General features: G+C 66.5%; 13 protein-coding genes and 1 tRNA gene. 5 read left to right on the plus strand and 9 right to left on the minus strand.

Translation table 11 applies throughout. The features are described from left to right. Positions 1–107: 107 nt before the first annotated feature. The 6 genes from F5544_RS36705 to F5544_RS36730 all read right to left on the minus strand — a co-directional run bounded on the left by F5544_RS36705 (position 108) and on the right by F5544_RS36730 (position 5,159). Complete coding sequence (locus tag F5544_RS36705) at positions 108–551, minus strand: hypothetical protein (RefSeq protein WP_167477417.1); 444 nt, start codon at positions 549–551, stop codon at positions 108–110. A gap of 244 nt (positions 552–795) precedes the next feature. Then, entirely contained in the window at positions 796–1,452 is a 657-nt protein-coding gene (locus F5544_RS36710; RefSeq protein WP_167477418.1) for an RraA family protein, read from the minus strand. A gap of 9 nt (positions 1,453–1,461) precedes the next feature. Further along, positions 1,462–2,475, minus strand: coding sequence for a methyltransferase (locus F5544_RS36715; protein WP_238846849.1), 1,014 nt, complete (start codon positions 2,473–2,475; stop codon positions 1,462–1,464). Further along, positions 2,472–3,587, minus strand: a complete 1,116-nt coding sequence (locus F5544_RS36720; RefSeq protein WP_167477419.1) for an aminotransferase class V-fold PLP-dependent enzyme — start codon at positions 3,585–3,587, stop codon at positions 2,472–2,474. Before F5544_RS36720 ends, F5544_RS36715 begins: the two co-directional genes overlap by 4 nt. Further along, on the minus strand, positions 3,584–4,378 hold the full coding sequence (locus F5544_RS36725; protein ID WP_167477420.1) for a tryptophan 2,3-dioxygenase family protein: 795 nt from the start codon (positions 4,376–4,378) through the stop codon (positions 3,584–3,586). The genes F5544_RS36720 and F5544_RS36725 overlap by 4 nt, the downstream gene beginning before the upstream one ends. Before the next feature lie 707 nt (positions 4,379–5,085). Beyond that, a tRNA-Met gene (locus F5544_RS36730) sits at positions 5,086–5,159 on the minus strand. Between the two features lie 571 nt (positions 5,160–5,730). On the opposite strand from F5544_RS36730, the gene F5544_RS36735 reads away from it, so the two are divergent. Next, positions 5,731–6,288 carry a transglycosylase family protein gene (locus tag F5544_RS36735; protein ID WP_167477421.1) on the plus strand — a complete coding sequence of 186 codons (558 nt, stop codon included), beginning with the start codon at positions 5,731–5,733 and terminating at the stop codon, positions 6,286–6,288. 71 nt (positions 6,289–6,359) lie between these two features. Here the strand turns inward: F5544_RS36735 and F5544_RS36740 are convergent, their stop codons facing one another. Then, the gene (locus F5544_RS36740; RefSeq protein ID WP_238846850.1) at positions 6,360–9,317 is read right to left on the minus strand and encodes a UPF0182 family protein; all 2,958 of its coding nucleotides are present in this window, start codon (positions 9,315–9,317) and stop codon (positions 6,360–6,362) included. A 230-nt stretch (positions 9,318–9,547) separates the two neighbouring features. Between F5544_RS36740 and F5544_RS36745 the strand changes: the two genes are divergently transcribed. After that, the gene (locus tag F5544_RS36745) at positions 9,548–10,138 is read left to right on the plus strand and encodes a PPA1309 family protein (protein WP_167477422.1); all 591 of its coding nucleotides are present in this window, start codon (positions 9,548–9,550) and stop codon (positions 10,136–10,138) included. A gap of 6 nt (positions 10,139–10,144) precedes the next feature. Here the strand turns inward: F5544_RS36745 and F5544_RS36750 are convergent, their stop codons facing one another. After that, entirely contained in the window at positions 10,145–11,170 is a 1,026-nt protein-coding gene (locus F5544_RS36750; RefSeq protein WP_194252447.1) for a YlbL family protein, read from the minus strand. A 141-nt stretch (positions 11,171–11,311) separates the two neighbouring features. Between F5544_RS36750 and F5544_RS36755 the strand changes: the two genes are divergently transcribed. The 3 genes from F5544_RS36755 (at position 11,312) to F5544_RS36765 (ending at position 15,090) form a co-directional block, all read left to right on the plus strand. Beyond that, positions 11,312–12,721, plus strand: a complete 1,410-nt coding sequence (locus tag F5544_RS36755) for a zinc-dependent metalloprotease (protein ID WP_167477424.1) — start codon at positions 11,312–11,314, stop codon at positions 12,719–12,721. Positions 12,722–12,808: 87 nt separating this feature from the next. Continuing rightward, positions 12,809–13,672: a hypothetical protein gene (locus F5544_RS36760; protein ID WP_167477425.1), complete on the plus strand. Its 864-nt coding sequence runs from the start codon at positions 12,809–12,811 to the stop codon at positions 13,670–13,672. A gap of 74 nt (positions 13,673–13,746) precedes the next feature. Continuing rightward, complete coding sequence (locus F5544_RS36765) at positions 13,747–15,090, plus strand: ABC1 kinase family protein (RefSeq protein ID WP_238846851.1); 1,344 nt, start codon at positions 13,747–13,749, stop codon at positions 15,088–15,090. 3 nt (positions 15,091–15,093) lie between these two features. On the opposite strand, the gene F5544_RS36770 is transcribed toward F5544_RS36765, so the two are convergent. Then, positions 15,094–16,062: an MBL fold metallo-hydrolase gene (locus tag F5544_RS36770; protein ID WP_167477427.1), complete on the minus strand. Its 969-nt coding sequence runs from the start codon at positions 16,060–16,062 to the stop codon at positions 15,094–15,096. Between the last annotated feature and the right edge of the window lie 31 nt (positions 16,063–16,093).

Below are 16,093 nucleotides of genomic sequence, written 5' to 3' on the forward strand. Positions count from 1 at the left end.
CACATTCAAGGATACATCGGGAGGTCGGCTCCGATACGGCAGGCCGCGAACCCGAGCGCCACGATCACGAAATGCGCACCGCCGGAATTTGTTTCGCTGTCGACAGGTCAGCCGCCCGCCGGCTCGAGCGGCCGTCCGAGCACGATATGCCGCCGTGGCGCGGCCATGGAGGCTTCGCCGCGCACCGGACGGACACCGGTGTGAATGATTCGCAGCGGCCGTTTGCGGTCCGCGGGCGCGACGCGGTGCCGGTCCAGATCCTCGACCACCCGGCCCGCGTTGTCGTAGGCGATGCCCGCCCAGATCATCGCCCTCGGCGCGTCACCGCGGGCGATCAACGACTGTGCCAGGCGGCCGCACTGTCCCAGCAGCGGGCAGGCCCGGCAACTGAGCACGGCCTCCCGCCAGGATTCCGGGTTGCCGACGTCGAGGTCCCAGTTGTCCGGCGTGTCCGCGCACGTCGGACGCGCGATGGATCGGGTTCGTGTCGTCGAGAGTTGCTCTGGCGCAATGGTGTTGCCGATCGGCCTAGGGGTTGGGGTGAAGCTCATAACCGTCTCCGGAGGATGCCGAGGGCACGCACGTGTCCACTGGCCTGGCGTCGTCAGGGCTGCTCGACAGTCCCCGGAAAACCGGCGCTGAACGCCGGGCACTCGCACGGTATCCCGGCGAGTGCCCGGTCAGCAACCGAGCGTGCCGCTGTTCAACGGCACGCTACATGAGGATACTATCCACCGGTCCGCTATATAGCGGCTCGTATCAGCACGACAACCGGGCCGATTCGTCGTAATCCGCTCACACGAAGCGCAGTGCTGACGCCTTGCCGCCGAGCAGGGCCTCGGTGTGCGCGGCGACATTGAGTCCCTCGCTCAATGTCGCCCCGGCCGCGAGCCGCGCGATGAGCTTCGCCTCCGCCTCTTTGGTGGCCGCGGCGGAATCCAACAGAGATTCGACGCGTTTCGGATCGACGACGATAACGCCCTCGTCGTCGGCCATGATCAGTTCGCCGGGCGCGACCGGCACTCCCCCGCAGGTTATCGAGATCTGTAGTTCGCCGAGGTCGGATGTGGTGCCCGCCATCGGTGTGACGAACCGGCTGTAGACCGGCAGTTCGCATCCGCGCACATACGCGATATCCCGGTACCCACCGTCGACGATGATCCCGCCGAGCCCGCGCGCCAGCGCACCTCGTGCGAAAAGCTCTCCGGCGTAGGCGATCTCGATACCACCGCCATCGACGACGAGCACGTCGCCCGGCGCGGCCGCCTCGACGGCCCGCAGCACCCCGAAGAAGTCGCCCCGGCATCGGATAGTGAATGCGGGACCGAGGATTCGGCGATTGGCCGAGCGCCCACGAATCCCGCTGTCCAGCACACGAATCGACTTGTCCGCATCGCAGATCGAGGTCGTGTCAACGGATTCGAACCTGGCGAGTAGCCGATTGTCGAGCACGGGACTCCTTCATGGTTTGGTCGCGACGACGATGTCGAACGGCCCCGGCAGCACCTCGATATCCCGGAACCCGAGTTCACCGAGCACCCGCACATAGTAGGTGACCTCACGCAGCAGGCTGGAGCAGCTGTCGACGCCGAGTAGGAAATAGGACCAGAAGAACTGCCGCGCAAGGCGTTCGGCATCGCGGAACTCCTCACAGATCAACAGGCGTCCGCCCGGCCCCAACGCCCGGTGCGCCTTCACAAGCAGCTCACGGGCCTGCTCAGGCTCCCAATCATGCAGTACCCGAACGAAGGACAGCGCGTCGTATCCGGTCGGCAGTGGTTCGGCGAAGAAATCGCCGCCGACGAACCCGAGACGGTCACCGCAGGCCGATTCGATGCGGGTCCGGTCGACCAGCGGCGCGACGGCGGGCAGGTTGTAGACATCGATACCGAGTCCGGGGGTGTCCCGCAGCAGGCGCGCGGCCAAAGTGCCTTCCCCGCCGCCGATATCGAGCAGTCGCGTTTCGCCCGGCCCCCAGAGCGCGTCCGCATGGATCCGGAAGGCCTCGGCGATAGGTCCGATCCCGGCCGCCATACTGCGCTCGAACCCCGCCACCTGCTCATCGGTATTCGGCGGCCAGCTGAACGCCTCCGACGGCATGCTGTGCTCGCCCCGGAGCACCTCGGGAAGCCTGCCGTGCAGTGTCCGCCACGGGTAACCGTCCCGGTCCCGCTCCAGCGACCCCGGCCCGAGGACATCCAGTACCGCGTCGCGCGCACCAGCGATCGCGTGATAACTGGTGTCGCGCAACGTATCCGACGAGTCGCGGCGGACGAAACCGATGCATTCGAGACAGTCCATCAGTTTGTACAGCCGCATCGGCACGAGCCCGAACCGGTCGGCGAGTTCGCCCAGGGTGACCGGCCCGGCGTCCACCGTGTCGAGGATGCCCAGTTCCCATGCCGCCCGCAGCACGTCGATCGCCTTGTCGCCGTTGAACAGGAGGCTCAGCAATGCCCTCGGTGAGAGGCTCACGCGTGAGATTCCTTCCGCTCCGCGACGAGCGCGTCCATGAAGGCATCCACCTCATCGAGAGTGTTGTAGATATGCGGCGCGACCCGCAATCCCTCGCGCCAGCTGCATACCATCCCGCGTTCGGAAAGTCGTTGCTGCGCTTCGTGATCGCCGGGGAAACTCAGGCTGACCACCCCGCCACGCCGCGGCGCCGCTCGCGGTGTGCGCACTCGGATCCCGGCCTCGTCGGCCCGTGCCAACACCCGTTCGGTACACCGCAGCGAATGCTCACGAATCGCCCGCACCCCCACCTCGGCGAGCAGATCGAGCCCGACCCGAGACAGCATGGCGGTCAACGGAATCGGCGTACCACCGGCCAGCCGCCTGGCATCGGCCGCCCAGTCCCGCGCCGGACGGAACGACAGCGGATCCGCGCCCGCGAACCACCCGGTCGCCGCGGGACGCAGTGTCGGCAACAGCTCCTCGCGCGCATACAAAAACGCGGTGTGCGCCCCGCACAGCCATTTGTGCGCCCCGCCGAGCACGAAATCCGCACGAAGCGTGCGCAGATCGATCGGCACCACTCCGACGGTCTGGAATGCGTCGACGATTACCAACGCACCCATCTCGTGTGCGCGGGCGACGATCCGCTCCAGATCGAGCAGGCCGCCGGTGAGGTAGCTGCCGTGCGCGACGCAGACCAGCAGGGTCCGCTCATCGATCGCCGATACCACTGCGTCCGTGTCGAATTCGACCGTCACCGGCTGGGCGCCATATTTCGCGAACCCCTGCCACAGAAACGGCACCGTTGGGAATTCCTGGTCGGTGATGACCACTTTCGCGCGCTCGGCAGCGAAATCGAAGCAGGTGGCGAGCCGGCCGAGCAGCGTGGTCAGATTTGTATCGATCACCACGGTTTCCGGTGTGGCGCCGAGGAATTCGGCAAGGGCCCGGACGTAGTCGTCGAATTCGCCGAGCCAGCCGTACCAGGCGTCGTCGCGCCAGGTGCGCAACGTCTCCCAGTAGCGCCGCAGTACCGCTTCGGCGCCGCGCGGTATCGCTCCGGTCGAATTGCTGTTGAGGTAGACGCAGGTCTCCAGCACGGGGAATTCCGCGCGCAGCGCATGGTTCATATGGCCGCGGACCTCCTGGTCTCGCCCGGTGCGTAACCGCCGTCGCGGCGCCAGCTCGCCGTCAGCTCGTCCCTGGCCTGCCAGAGCGCGCGGAACAGCGGTTTGGTCATCCGTCCCGTGAGCACCCTGGTCGGCACGCCGTCCAATGCGTGCACACCGTGACCGATGCCGATTGTCCTGCGCACCAACATGAAATGCGCGACCAGCCACAGCTGGAAGCGTTCGTCGAAGTCGATCAGCTGCTCGCAGACGCGTTTGATGCCGGGCGGCGCACCCGTCCCGTATACGTCCGTGATCCGGATGCCGCCGCGGTCGAGCAGCCGGTCCAGCGCCGCGGCGATGTACCCCGCCGCGGTCTGCACGCCGTTGTAGCCGGGTGACTGTTGACCGCTGCCGTCGCCGAGGTTGCGCCGGATGACCTGATAGGTGTCGGGCGTCATGGATTCGAGCACCTGCAGTTCGCGCATCAGGCAGTCGGCGATCCGCACCACCCGGTCCAGCCGGGCGGACACCGCCCACAGCGCGTCCGCATCCAATTCGCCGACGACGCTCGCGAGCTCATGGGACAGCAGTTTGAGCCAGACCTCCTGGGCCTGGTGGACGATCTGGAACATCAGCTCGTCCGGATCGGTGAGCTCGTCGACCTCCGTCTGCAGCGAAAGCAGTTCGGCGGTGCGTAAATAGATTTCGTAGTCGGTGGTGCCGTCACCGACCCATGTCTTCAGGACCGGGTTGAATACCGGCTTGGCCAGCGCCTCGCGCAGCTGCTCCGCGGCGGTCCCTCCCCCCATCGCGCTCAATGCCTACCTCCTAGACCGAAATAGCAAGTGCCACAATGGCAGATCCTAGTGCGCCGAGACCGGATCCGGTTCGGTCAACGGATCGAAATCGAACCGCCGGGTAGAAAAGCACCCCGCCGGCCGGTGCGGCGGCCAGGTCGCAGCACCGACAGCGGCCGATCCGGACGCGCACGCCGGGTCGCCAGATCCATCTGTCCACTGTTGGTAGACGGCTGGTTGTCGAGGATGGTTCAGCGATCGCAACGCCGGCGCCAGCGAGATTTGATCGGGCTTGTGGGCCGCCTTGCCCGGGCGACGGCGACGTTCAATAACACCGTGGGACATACATTTTCGTGAGCCGAACAAATCGCAATCCCCTACCGGGTAATTCGGGCGAGGTCGGCGGTTTACCCCGCCGGAAATCTGGGCCGATATTCCCGGAGCGAAAATCGAGCCGCAGTTTGTGATCGCCGTCTCCGGAGCCCCGCCTGCGCCGGTAAACGAATACTGTTGGGCCGCTATCGGTTTGGTTCACCCACCGACCTGGTCGTCAAGTCGCGCGCGATCGGTCCGCCAGGCGCACCGCTGGAGCAATACCGCGACAGGGCGGCGCCTGCCGATCATCGAGTCACAGCCAATTTCCGCAGGCCACACGGCATGGAGCCAAAGATCAGGAAAAGAAGAAGACCCGGAACATGATGTTCCGGGTCTTTCCCTAGTAGCGGGGACAGGATTTGAACCTGCGACCTCTGGGTTATGAGCCCAGCGAGCTACCGAGCTGCTCCACCCCGCGTCGGTGAACACAACATTACACACGGGTGTGAAGCAGATGCAAATCGCCTGATCAGCCAGCCATTCAACCGGCTCTACCGAACCTCGCGCGACACGCCGACGACCATCGGATCGGACATCACACGGCCCAATTGGGGATATCAACGGCTTGACAAATTCCAAGATTCCTGCCGCATAACGCCGGAATTTCTCGGCCCAACCCCCGAGATTTCCCCATGTCGATCTAGGTCAAGCTTCTCAAACGTGACCTGGATCACTATTTCACAGTGATCTCGGTCACATAACGGTGCTATAACAGACCAGTCGGAATCCATTACTAAAGCTTAATTCACCTGCAAAAAGGCTAATATCCGTCCGATTCACTTCACACAATTCACCCGTTATCAAGATGTGATCGACGGTGATTTGTTCGTTACCGTCTGATCCACGGCCCGGATCAACCGGGAAGGGCCGAACTCGAACCGGCGAACACCGGCAACCCTGTCCCACGGTTCGAGTAACCCCGACGACCTGGGGACAGGGACCCGGTAACGCACCATCACCGGGCCGGCGGGCGCAGGGAGGGAAACGACATGTCTCACCACCGAAAGTTCAGCACCCGCGCCATCGGCTACATCGCAGTCGCAGGCGCCTTCGTTGCCGTACCGTTCGGTCTGTCCACCGGAACTGCCTCGGCCGCCACCCACAACTGGGACGGCGTCGCGCAGTGCGAGAGCGGTGGCAACTGGGGAATCAGCACCGGCAATGGCTACTACGGCGGCCTGCAGTTCACGCAGAGCACCTGGAATGCCAACGGCGGCAGCGGTAACCCCGCCCACGCGAGCAAGGAGGAGCAGATCCGCGTCGCGGAGAACGTGCTCAACACCCAGGGCGCGGGCGCATGGCCGGTCTGCGGCCAGTACCTGAGGTCCGGCCAATCCTCCGGCGTCGCCGCCGAGGAGCCCGCTCCCGCGCCCGCCCCCGCGCCGGCTCCCGCCCCTGCCCCGGCGCCCGCGCCCGGCAGCAAGCAGGCCCTGATCGAGCAGGCCAAGTCGACCGCCGCGCAGCTGGCCAAGCAGAACGGCCTGGAGTCCCAGTACAACCAGATCCTGGACCAGAACAAGGATCTGATCGATCAGCTCAGCCGCTGAGACTGGAGAGACACAAAAGAAGCGGCGCTGCCATCACCGAGGATGGCAGCGCCGCTTCGTATTTCGACCGCTTACCGTCCGGCAGCCTCGTAGGCCTTGATCGCCTGATCCAGGCGGGTCAACGCCGCACCCAACTTGCCGAGATCACCGCTGGTCTGCGCGTCGTGCACATTCGCGAGCGCCGAATCCAGTTCCCGCACAGCGGCATCCTTCGCACTCGGTGGTTGACCGCCCGCGGGCGGTGGCGGCGGCGGGCTCTGGCTGGTGGGCGGTGGCGTACCGCCCTGATCGGGCGGCGGATTCTGGCCGGGGTTCACCTCGCCGCCGGGAGCCGTTGCGGCACTGCCTGTTCCGGGGAAGATGCGGTCCAGCGCCGCGGCCAGCGTCGGCTCGTAACCCACCTTGTTCACGCCGGTGGCCGGATCGCGGTAGCTCACCAGCACCCGCGCCAACTGCGGGAAGGTCGAGGTATTCGGCGCGCTGTTGCGTTCGGTGTACAGCGGCTCCACATAGAGGATGCCGCCGTCGGCGATCGGCAGGGTCAACAGGTTGCCGTAGCGAATCTTGTTGGAGCCCTGCAAGAGCGTCTTGTCGCGCGAGACCTCGTCGTTGATCGTCATGGTGTTCTGCGTCTGCTGCGGACCCTGCGTCTGGGTATCGGTCGGCAGCTGCAGCACAGTGAACTTGCCGTAGTTGTCCGGATCCGAATGAACCGAGATGTAGGCCGACAGATACTGCCGGTTGAAGCCGACCATGGCGCTGGTGAGGTTGAACGTCGGCTTACCCGACTTCAGATCGCCCGCGAGCACGTAGTACGGCGGCTGTTTGAAGGTGCCGCCCTCCATCGTCGGATCGCTCGGCACCGACCAGAAGGCGTTGTTGGTGAAGAACTCGACCGGATTGTTCACGTGATACTTGGTGAGCATCTCGCGCTGCACCTTGAACAGATCCTCCGGGTAGCGGAAGTGCGCCCGCAGCTCCGGCGAGATATCGCTCATCGGCTTGACCGCGCCGGGGAACACCCCGCGCCACGCCTTGAGCACCGGATCGGTCGGATCCGTCTCGTAGAGGGTCACCGTGCCGTCGTACGCGTCGACGGTGGCCTTCACCGAATTGCGGATGTAGCTCACCTGTTTGCGCGGCACCAGCCGGCCCGTCTTCTGATCGACGCTGTCCTCGACCAAACCCTGCAGCGAGGTGGACTGCGCGTACGGGTAGTTGTCGAGGGTGGTGTACGCGTCGACGATCCAGACGATGCGCTTGTCGACGACGGCCGGGTAGGCGGCACCATCGGTGGTCAGCCACGGCGCCACCTTCTGCACGCGATCGCGCGGGTTGCGGTTGAAGATGATCTTCGAATCGTTGCCGATCGCGCTGGAGAACAGGATGTTTCGCTCGGCGTACTTGGCCGCGAAGGCCAACCTGTTGAACCAGTTGCCGATCGAGACGCCGCCCTTGCCGTCGTAGGTGAACGACGCGTTGTCGGTGTCGTATTCGCGCGGCTGCTGACCGTTGACCGCGCCGACGATCGCGTAATCGGCGTTGGAGTTGGCGATCAGCGGGCCGTAGTAGACGCGCGGCTGATCCACCTTGATGGCCTGGGTGACCTTCGGATCCGCCATCGTCGCCAGATCACTGATGTAGGTGACCGTACCGTCGGCGAATACCGGATAGCCGCTGTCGCCGGTGGACGATGCGGCCGTCGCGTCCTTGGCGGCCGCCTTGTTGATCCGGTTGGCGGGCGCGGCGACGAAACCGTTGCCGTGGGTGTAGACGGTGTGCCGGTTGATCCAGTCGGTCTGGTTGTCCTTGAGGCTCTGCGGTTCCAGTTCGCGCGCGGCGACGATGAAGTCCTGCAGCTGACCGTTGATGGTGTAGCGGTCGATGTCGAGCGGGTTCGGGAAACCGTAGAAGTTCTTCAGCTGCTGCAGCTGAGTGAACGTGGGCGACAAGATATTCGGGTCGAGCAGCCGGATGTTGGCGATGGTGGTCTTGTCCGCCGCGACATCGCGCGGATTCTTGGTGCCGTCACCCTTGTAGTTCTGGTATTCGATCTTGTCCGGGGTGATCCCGTACGCGCTGCGGGTGGCGTCGATATTGCGATGGATGTATTCGCTCTCCTTGGTCGACGCGTTCGGGCGCACCGAGAACTGCTCGACCACCAGCGGCCACACCGCACCGACCAGCACCGACGACAGAATCAGCAGCGCGGCCGCCATCGCGGGCACCCGCAGATCGCGCAGCACGATGCCGGTGAAGAAGGCGATCGCGCAGATCACCGCGATGGACAGCAGGATCAGCTTGGCAGGCAGCACCGCGTTGATATCGGTGTACGACGCACCGGTGAAGGTCGGCTCCTTACGGCTGCTGGACAGCAGCTCGTAGCGGTCGAACCAGTAGGCGATCGCCTTGAGCAGCACGAAGGTTCCGGCCAGCGAGGCGAGCTGCATCCGGGCCGGTTTGGTGAGCGTGCCCTCCCGGCCGGACAGGCGCAGGCCGCCGAAGACGTAGTGGCTCACCAGATTCGCGAAGAACGCGATGACAACGGTGACGAACAGCCAGTTCAGCACCATCCGGTAGAACGGCAGATCGAAGGCGTAGAAGCCGATGTCCAGATGGAACTGCGGATCGGTCTGCCCGAACGAGCCGCCGTGCAGGAACAGCTGCACCGTCACCCAATTCGACTGGGCCACCAGGCCGGACAGCAGACCGAGCAGCACCGGGATACCGATGCCGAACAGCCGCAGCCTGCTCATCACGGTGGTGCGATAGCGCGCGATCGGATCGTTCGGGCCGTTCATCGGAACGAATACCGGGCGGCTGCGGTAGGCCAGCAGCAGCGCGAGCCACACCACCACCGCGACGAACGCCGCCACCGCGAGGAATAACAGCACCCGCGTCCAGAGCACGGTCAAATACACTCCGCGGAAACCGACCTCGCCGAACCACAGCCAGTTCGTATAGGTATCGGTGAGCCGCGGCCCGAGCAGCAGCAGCGCCGCCAGGACGATGGCCGCCACCAGCAGCACACGGCTGCGTCGGGACAGCGAAGGTAAGCCGGTGGGGGCCGCATGCCCACGATTCCACTCTCCCAAGGGTCCGGCGGCGCGCACGCCGTACCGGCCGACGCGCCGCAGTCCGATGTTTGCGGTGGTCCTTACGGACCGTCTGCGGCCCACTCTACGGCGTGTGTCTGATTTGCTCCGTCGGCCTTCGCCCACGGCGATACTCTGCGAGGGCTCCGCACGCGTTTGATTGGATGTGCAGCGTGACCGCAGACCTGCACGCCGAACTCGTCCTCGCCCGCTGCGTCCGCGAGGTGGCCGAATTCGTCGACGCCGAGGGTTGGGACCGTCCGCCGCAGATGTTCGCCCTGGTGCCGACCGCCGACCTGGTCGCGGCCGAACCCGGGTTGCTGGATCAGCTGGAGGACGGCAGCGAGCTGACTCCCATTGCCCAAGAGGCGTTCCCGGACGACATCACCGGCGGATCCATGGCCCTCGACGAATTCCTGGCCACCACCAGCTGGCCGCCCGCGGTGCGCGGCTGCATGCTGGTGCAGGAGATCGTCGTGCTGCCGCCCACCGCCGAGAGCACCCTCGACGACGCGCTGACCCCGCTGCTCGCCGATCACGACGCCGCCGACGCCGCCGCGCGCGCCGCGGCCGACGCCCATCCGGAGCGCAGGCAGGCCCGGCTGTTCGCGGCGGTACTGCGGGAGGGCGCGTCGCTGTGCCTGCTACAGCTGCGCCCCGAAGACGAGGACGATTTCGGTGGCGACCTCGACCTGCGCACCTACCCGAATCTGGCCCCGAACCTCATCGAGGCGCTGCACCACACCCTGGAGTGAGGCCGCTCACCCGCAGCTGGGCACATCCTTGCCCGCCTTGATGTCGTCGAGGGATTGCACTGCGCCGCTGAGGTTTTCGACCTTCACCAGGCGCAGCCCGTCGGGCGTTCGCTGCTTGGCCTCGTTGCAGTTGGCGGCGGGCACCAGGAAGGTCTGCGCGCCCGCCTCGCGCGCGGCGATCATCTTGTATTGGATGCCGCCGATCGGCCCGACCTTGCCGTCCTGATCGATGGTTCCGGTGCCCGCGACGAATTTGCCGCCGTCCAGCTCGCCGGGGGTGAGCTTGTCGATCAGCGCGAGGCTGAACATCAGACCCGCGGACGGCCCGCCGATATCGGCGAGGTTGAACGTCACCTGCATCGGCTGCCGCGCGCCCTCACCGGTGGTGATGCCCATATATCCCTTGGCGGTCGCGCCGGGCCGGGCGCCGAGCGTGACGGTCACCGTCTGTTCGGCGTTGTCGCGCAACACAACCACGGTGATCTTGCTGCCCGGCTGCTGTGCCGACACCGCGTCCACCACATCCTTGGGCGTGTTGACCGGCGCGCCGTTCACGCTGACGAACTGATCGCCCGCCCGCAGCGCATCCTTCGCCGGACCGTCCTCGCTGACGGCGCGCACCAGCACCGCGGTGGGCAGGTGCAGGTAGCGCATCACCGCGACCTCGGCGTTGCTCTCCGAATCGGAGAAGTCCTGCTGATTGGATTTGTCGATTTCCTCACGCGTCTTGTCGGGCGGGTACACCTCGGCGCGCGGCACCAGTCCGTGATCGCCGCTGAGCCAGAACCCGAACGCCTCGAAGATATTCAGTCCGTCGCGCACCGAGACCGTGGTCATATTGAGGTGGCCGTCGGTCGGGTCGACGGGTACGCCGCGCACGTCCACCACCTGCTTGTCGTTCACCACGCTGAGGGTGTTCACGGTGGGTCCCGGCCCCAGTGCGACGAACGGCACAGTGACCAGACTCCCTGCGACACCGAGCACGACGACCGGGAGCAGAGCGGCGAGCAGGGTGAGGATCCGACGATTCACCCGGACCACAGTAATGATCGCCGCTGGGAACAGCGGGCTCAGGCACGGATTTCGCGGCGGAGATTTCGCTCTGCGCGGACACCGCCGGGTGACCGGCCGCCGCACAGAATCGTGTAAGTCCCGCCGCGTAACGTTAGGCATATGACTGACTTCCCGTTCGGATTCTCGAATCGCGATGACGACGAACGCAGGCGCGAAGAGGACGCGGCGCGCGAGCGCGGCGAAGATCCGGGCGCGAACAACCCGTTCGGCTTCGGGATCGGCGGACCGGGCGCCGGGGGCTTCGACCCGGCCCAGCTGGGCCAGATGCTGACCTCGCTCGGTCAGATGCTCAGCGGTATGGGGCAGCCGGGCGCGCAGTCCGGTCCGGTGAATTACGACGTGGCCAAGCGGTTGGCCCGCCAGCAGCTGGGCGCGAGCGTGAGCCCGGTGTCCTCGGGTACCGCGAAGGCCGTCGCCGACGCCGCGCATCTGGCCGAGCTGTGGCTCGACGGCGCGACGACGCTGCCCGCAGGCGCGACCAGGACGGTGGCGTGGACCGCCAACGACTGGATCGAGGAGACCCTGGACACCTGGAAGCGGCTGTGTGATCCGGTGGCCGAACAGATTTCGGGCATGTGGTCCGCATCGCTGCCGGAGGAGGCGAGGGAGTTCGCCGGGCCGATGATGGGCATGCTCGGCCAGATGGGTGGCCTCGCGTTCGGTTCGCAGCTCGGGCAGGCGCTCGGCCAGCTGGCCAAGGAGGTGCTCACCTCCACCGATATCGGTCTGCCGCTGGGCCCGAGCGGCACGGCCGCGCTGCTGCCCGCGGCGATTTCGGAGTTCAGCGCGGGTCTGGAGCAGCCGGAGAGCGAGATCCTGGTGTTCCTGGCCGCCCGCGAGGCCGCGCATCAGCGGCTGTTCGGTCACGTGCCGTGGCTGCGTCAGCAGGTGCTCGGCGCGGTGGAGGATTACGCGCGCGGGATCAAGATGGACTTCTCGGCGCTGGAGCAGGCGGCGCAGAACATCGATCCGATGTCGCTGACCGATCCGGCCAAGTTGGAGGAGATCCTGGCGCAGGGCACCTTCGAACCGCAGACCACCCCGGAGCAGAAGGCGGCGCTGGAGCGGCTGGAGACGCTGCTCGCCCTGATCGAGGGCTGGGTGGAGGTCGTGGTAACCGAGGCGATCGGCGACCGGTTGCCCGGTGCGGGCGCACTGGCCGAGACACTGCGCAGGCGGCGCGCCACCGGCGGCCCGGCCGAGCAGACCTTCGCGACCCTGGTCGGTCTGGAGCTGCGGCCGCGCAAGCTGCGCGAGGCGGCGGCGCTGTGGCGGCGGCTCACCACCGATGCCGGGATCGATGCCCGCGACGGGGTGTGGGCGCATCCGGATCTGCTGCCCGATTCGGCCGATCTGGACTCCCCCGCCGGCTTCATCGATTCGGTGATCGGCGGCGGCGCAACGGCTTTCGACGATCCGCTGGCCCAGCTCGCAGAGACCGAGGCGCGGGAGCGGGCCGAGCGCGGCGGCGATCAGGAGGACGGCCCGAAGGACACGGACGCGTCCTGACAGCTGTCCTGTGAATACCGCGAATTCCTGTGGACAACTCCGGTATTCGCGGTAAAGGCGCTGGTGCGGGCCGCACATACTCGGGGCATGACGATTCGCCCGTTCGGTCCGATGCTGCATCCCGCGGTGCTCGTGCTGATCCGTCCCGGTGGGGTGATCCAGCTCGGCGTCGATCCGGAGGGCGCGCTGCTGCTGACGCCCACCGAATACCGGCCCGACGCCGTGCACGCCTTCCTGCGGCTGTTGGACGGACTGCACACCAAACCGCAGATCATCTGGCGGGCCGGGGAATTCGGCATCGAGCCGGGCCGGGCGGTGGCGCTGCTCGCGGAGATCGACGCGGCGGGCCTGCTGGTCCGCCCGGAACATCCGGCCGCACGAATCCGGGCCGTGCGGGTGCACGGACTCGGTCCGCTGGCCGACGCCATCTGCGCCGGTCTGCGCAGGCACGGCCTGCGTCCCAGCCGCTCGCGCGGCTACGGCCCCGAATCGACGGTCGCCGGTTGGCGCTGTGATCTCGCGGTGCTCACCGACGCCATGGTCCCGGATCCGCGGCTGGTGAACGACCTACTGCTGCACCGGATTCCGCATCTACAGGTGCGGATCCGCGGCTACCGCGGCGTGGTCGGGCCGCTGGTGCTGCCCGGCGCGACCAGCTGCCTGCGCTGCGCCGATCTCATCCGCGCCGAATTGGATTCGGACTGGCCGCATCTGGCCGCCCAACTGCTCGACCGGGTCGGCCACGCCACACCCGCCGGTATCGCGGCCACCTCGGCGCTGGCGCTGCGCGAGCTGGAGGCCATCATGCGATGCTCGGCCGATCGGCAGCCCGACACCCTGGACACCACGCTGGAATTGGATCTGGAATCGCATCTCATGCGGGTGCGGCGCTGGCCGCGCATCGACACCTGCGAATGTCACAACCTCGCGTTCGGCCGGTCATGGGCGTGATTTCTCCGGTCCGGCAACCGAACACGCCAAGATTGCCATGGCTAAGTGGCGGGTCCGTCGTTCATGATGGGTACGTGTCTGAGATCGTGCGCCGCCGCTCGTCCCGCAATGCCAAGTTGGCCAAGATTCCACTCGGTATCGCCGGGCGAGCCGCCGTGGGATTCGGCAAGAAGCTCGCGGGCGGAGATCGGGCGGAGATAAACGCGCAGCTGAACCAGAAGGCCGCCGAGCAGCTGTTCTCCGTGCTCGGTGAGCTCAAGGGCGGCGCGATGAAGTTCGGGCAGGCGCTCAGCGTGCTGGAGGCCGCGGTCCCGGAGGAATTCGGCGAGCACTACCGCGAGGCATTGACCAAACTGCAGGCAGCTGCGCCCCCGATGCCGGCGACAACCGTGCACCGAATGCTCGACCAGCAGCTGGGCACCCAGTGGCGACAGCGCTTCGCCTCGTTCGACGACACCCCGGCCGCATCGGCCAGCATCGGCCAGGTGCACAAGGCGGTGTGGTCCGACGGCCGCGTCGTCGCGGTGAAGGTGCAGTATCCGGGCGCCGACGAGGCACTGCGCGCCGATCTCAAGACGCTGTCGCGCATGACCGGCCTGATCGGTGCGGTGATCCCGGGCGCCGACGTCAAGCCGATCCTGGCCGAGATCACCGAGCGCACCGAGGAGGAGCTCGACTACCGCAACGAGGCGAACAATCAGCGCGCCTTCGCCAAGGGTTTCGACGGGCATCCGGATTTCGTCGTGCCGAAGGTGGTCGCGGGCGCGCCGAAGGTGATCGTCACCGAATGGCTGGACGGCACACCGGTTTCGGCGATCATCAAGGCGGGCAACGAGGATCCGGAGGGCACCCGCGAACTACGCAACCGGGTCGCCGGGCTGATGGGCCAGCTCCACTTCTCCTCGCCGGAGATAGTCGGGCTGATGCACGGCGATCCGCATCCGGGCAATTTCATGATGCTGCCCGACGGCAAGCTGGCCATCATCGATTTCGGCGCCTGCGTGCCGCTGCCCAACGGTATACCGGAGGAGCTCGGGCATATCCTGCGGCTCGCCGTCGCCGAGCAGTTCGACGAGCTCACCGAACTGCTCTACGCCAACGGCTGGATCATCCCCGGGCGCATCGTCACCGATCAGGAGATCGCCGACTATCTGCGCCCGTTCACCGATCCCATCCGCACCGAATCGTTCCACTTCACCCGCAAGTGGATGCAGCGGGTGGCGGGCAAGGCCTCCGACATCACCAGCCCGGAGATGAAAACCGCACGCGCGCTGCAACTTCCGGCGGATTACGTGATGATCTTCCGGGTGCTGGCCGGCTCCATCGGCATCTGCGCGCAGCTGGACGCGGAGGTGCCGTTCATGAAGCTGGCCAACACCTGGATGCCCGGCCTGCGCGAAGAACGTTCCGCCAGTTGAGGATTACGCCTCGCCGGGGGTGAACGTCTTCAGATGGTCCAGCACCACGAACCGGGAGCTGGATCCGGCCATCGCTTTGCGCAGCGGTTCCAGGCCGCCCGCGTCGCGGGCCGGTTCGCCCAGCGGATAGTCGAAATCGTCCCAGTGCGTTGGTAATACGTAGCGTGGATGGCCGAGCACGGTCAGCAGCCGGTTGGTGTAATCGCGCACCTTGGCCCCGCCCACCGGCATCAGCAGCACATCCGGGCGCAGCCCGGCGAGCTCGGATTCGATGAAGTTGGAGCCGCCGAGGTTCAGCACGGTCATGCCGCCGCCGGTGACCTGATAGGCCAGAGTTCCGCCCTCGACGAGATCGCTGATCGTCTGCGGCACCGGGATTTTCGCACCGAGGCCGGGCCGGGTGCCCGGATACGGCACCTGCGCGCGCGGGCCGATCGCCGAATGCAGCGACCGCAGCACCTTGATCGAATATCCGTCGAAGGCCAGATCCTCGCCGCCGTAGGCGACCGCGAGCTGATCCTCGGGCGCACCGAGCGCGATCATCAGGTTCAGGTGGGTTTCGGTGCCGATCACCGTCGCGCCGGTCTTCTTCGCCAGATACGGCACATCGGTCAGGTGGTCGTAATGCCCGTGCGTGACCAGGATGTGGTCGGCGCGCAGCTGCCCGGAATCCACGTAGGAATCGATGAGCGCGGTGTCGACCGAGATCGGGGTGTTCGGGTTCGGGCCCGCTTTCGTGTAGGTGCCGGTCTTGAATCGGGTGAGCCACGGGTCGATCAGGATGACCTTCTTGCCGACCCGGATCTCCCAGCCGTTGTTACCCCACCAGCGCAGCGCGCCATCCGGTTTGCCCGCCGCGGGTGTTTCGGTCGCCGGCGCGGGGCCGGATCCTTTCGCGCATGCGGCCGCGGCCATCAGTGTCGCCGCACCGGCGCTCACTCCGAGCAAACCGCGTCTGCTGAACTCTGCCATGTGGGCACAACAGCACGGATCCGATGCGGCT

Origin of the sequence: Nocardia arthritidis (assembly GCF_011801145.1) — a bacterium.
Lineage (GTDB): Bacteria > Actinomycetota > Actinomycetes > Mycobacteriales > Mycobacteriaceae > Nocardia > Nocardia arthritidis_A.

Excerpts from the sequence above, each read along its gene's own strand:
- F5544_RS36720 (WP_167477419.1), bottom strand. The coding sequence starts at position 3,587 with ATGAACCATGCGCTGCGCGCGGAATTCCCCGTGCTGGAGACCTGCGTC.
- F5544_RS36745 (WP_167477422.1), top strand. The coding sequence starts at position 9,548 with ATGTGCAGCGTGACCGCAGACCTGCACGCCGAACTCGTCCTCGCCCGC.
- F5544_RS36705 (WP_167477417.1), bottom strand. The coding sequence starts at position 551 with ATGAGCTTCACCCCAACCCCTAGGCCGATCGGCAACACCATTGCGCCA.
- F5544_RS36735 (WP_167477421.1), top strand. The coding sequence starts at position 5,731 with ATGTCTCACCACCGAAAGTTCAGCACCCGCGCCATCGGCTACATCGCA.
- F5544_RS36760 (WP_167477425.1), top strand. The coding sequence starts at position 12,809 with ATGACGATTCGCCCGTTCGGTCCGATGCTGCATCCCGCGGTGCTCGTG.
- F5544_RS36725 (WP_167477420.1), bottom strand. The coding sequence starts at position 4,378 with ATGGGGGGAGGGACCGCCGCGGAGCAGCTGCGCGAGGCGCTGGCCAAG.
- F5544_RS36755 (WP_167477424.1), top strand. The coding sequence starts at position 11,312 with ATGACTGACTTCCCGTTCGGATTCTCGAATCGCGATGACGACGAACGC.
- F5544_RS36770 (WP_167477427.1), bottom strand. The coding sequence starts at position 16,062 with ATGGCAGAGTTCAGCAGACGCGGTTTGCTCGGAGTGAGCGCCGGTGCG.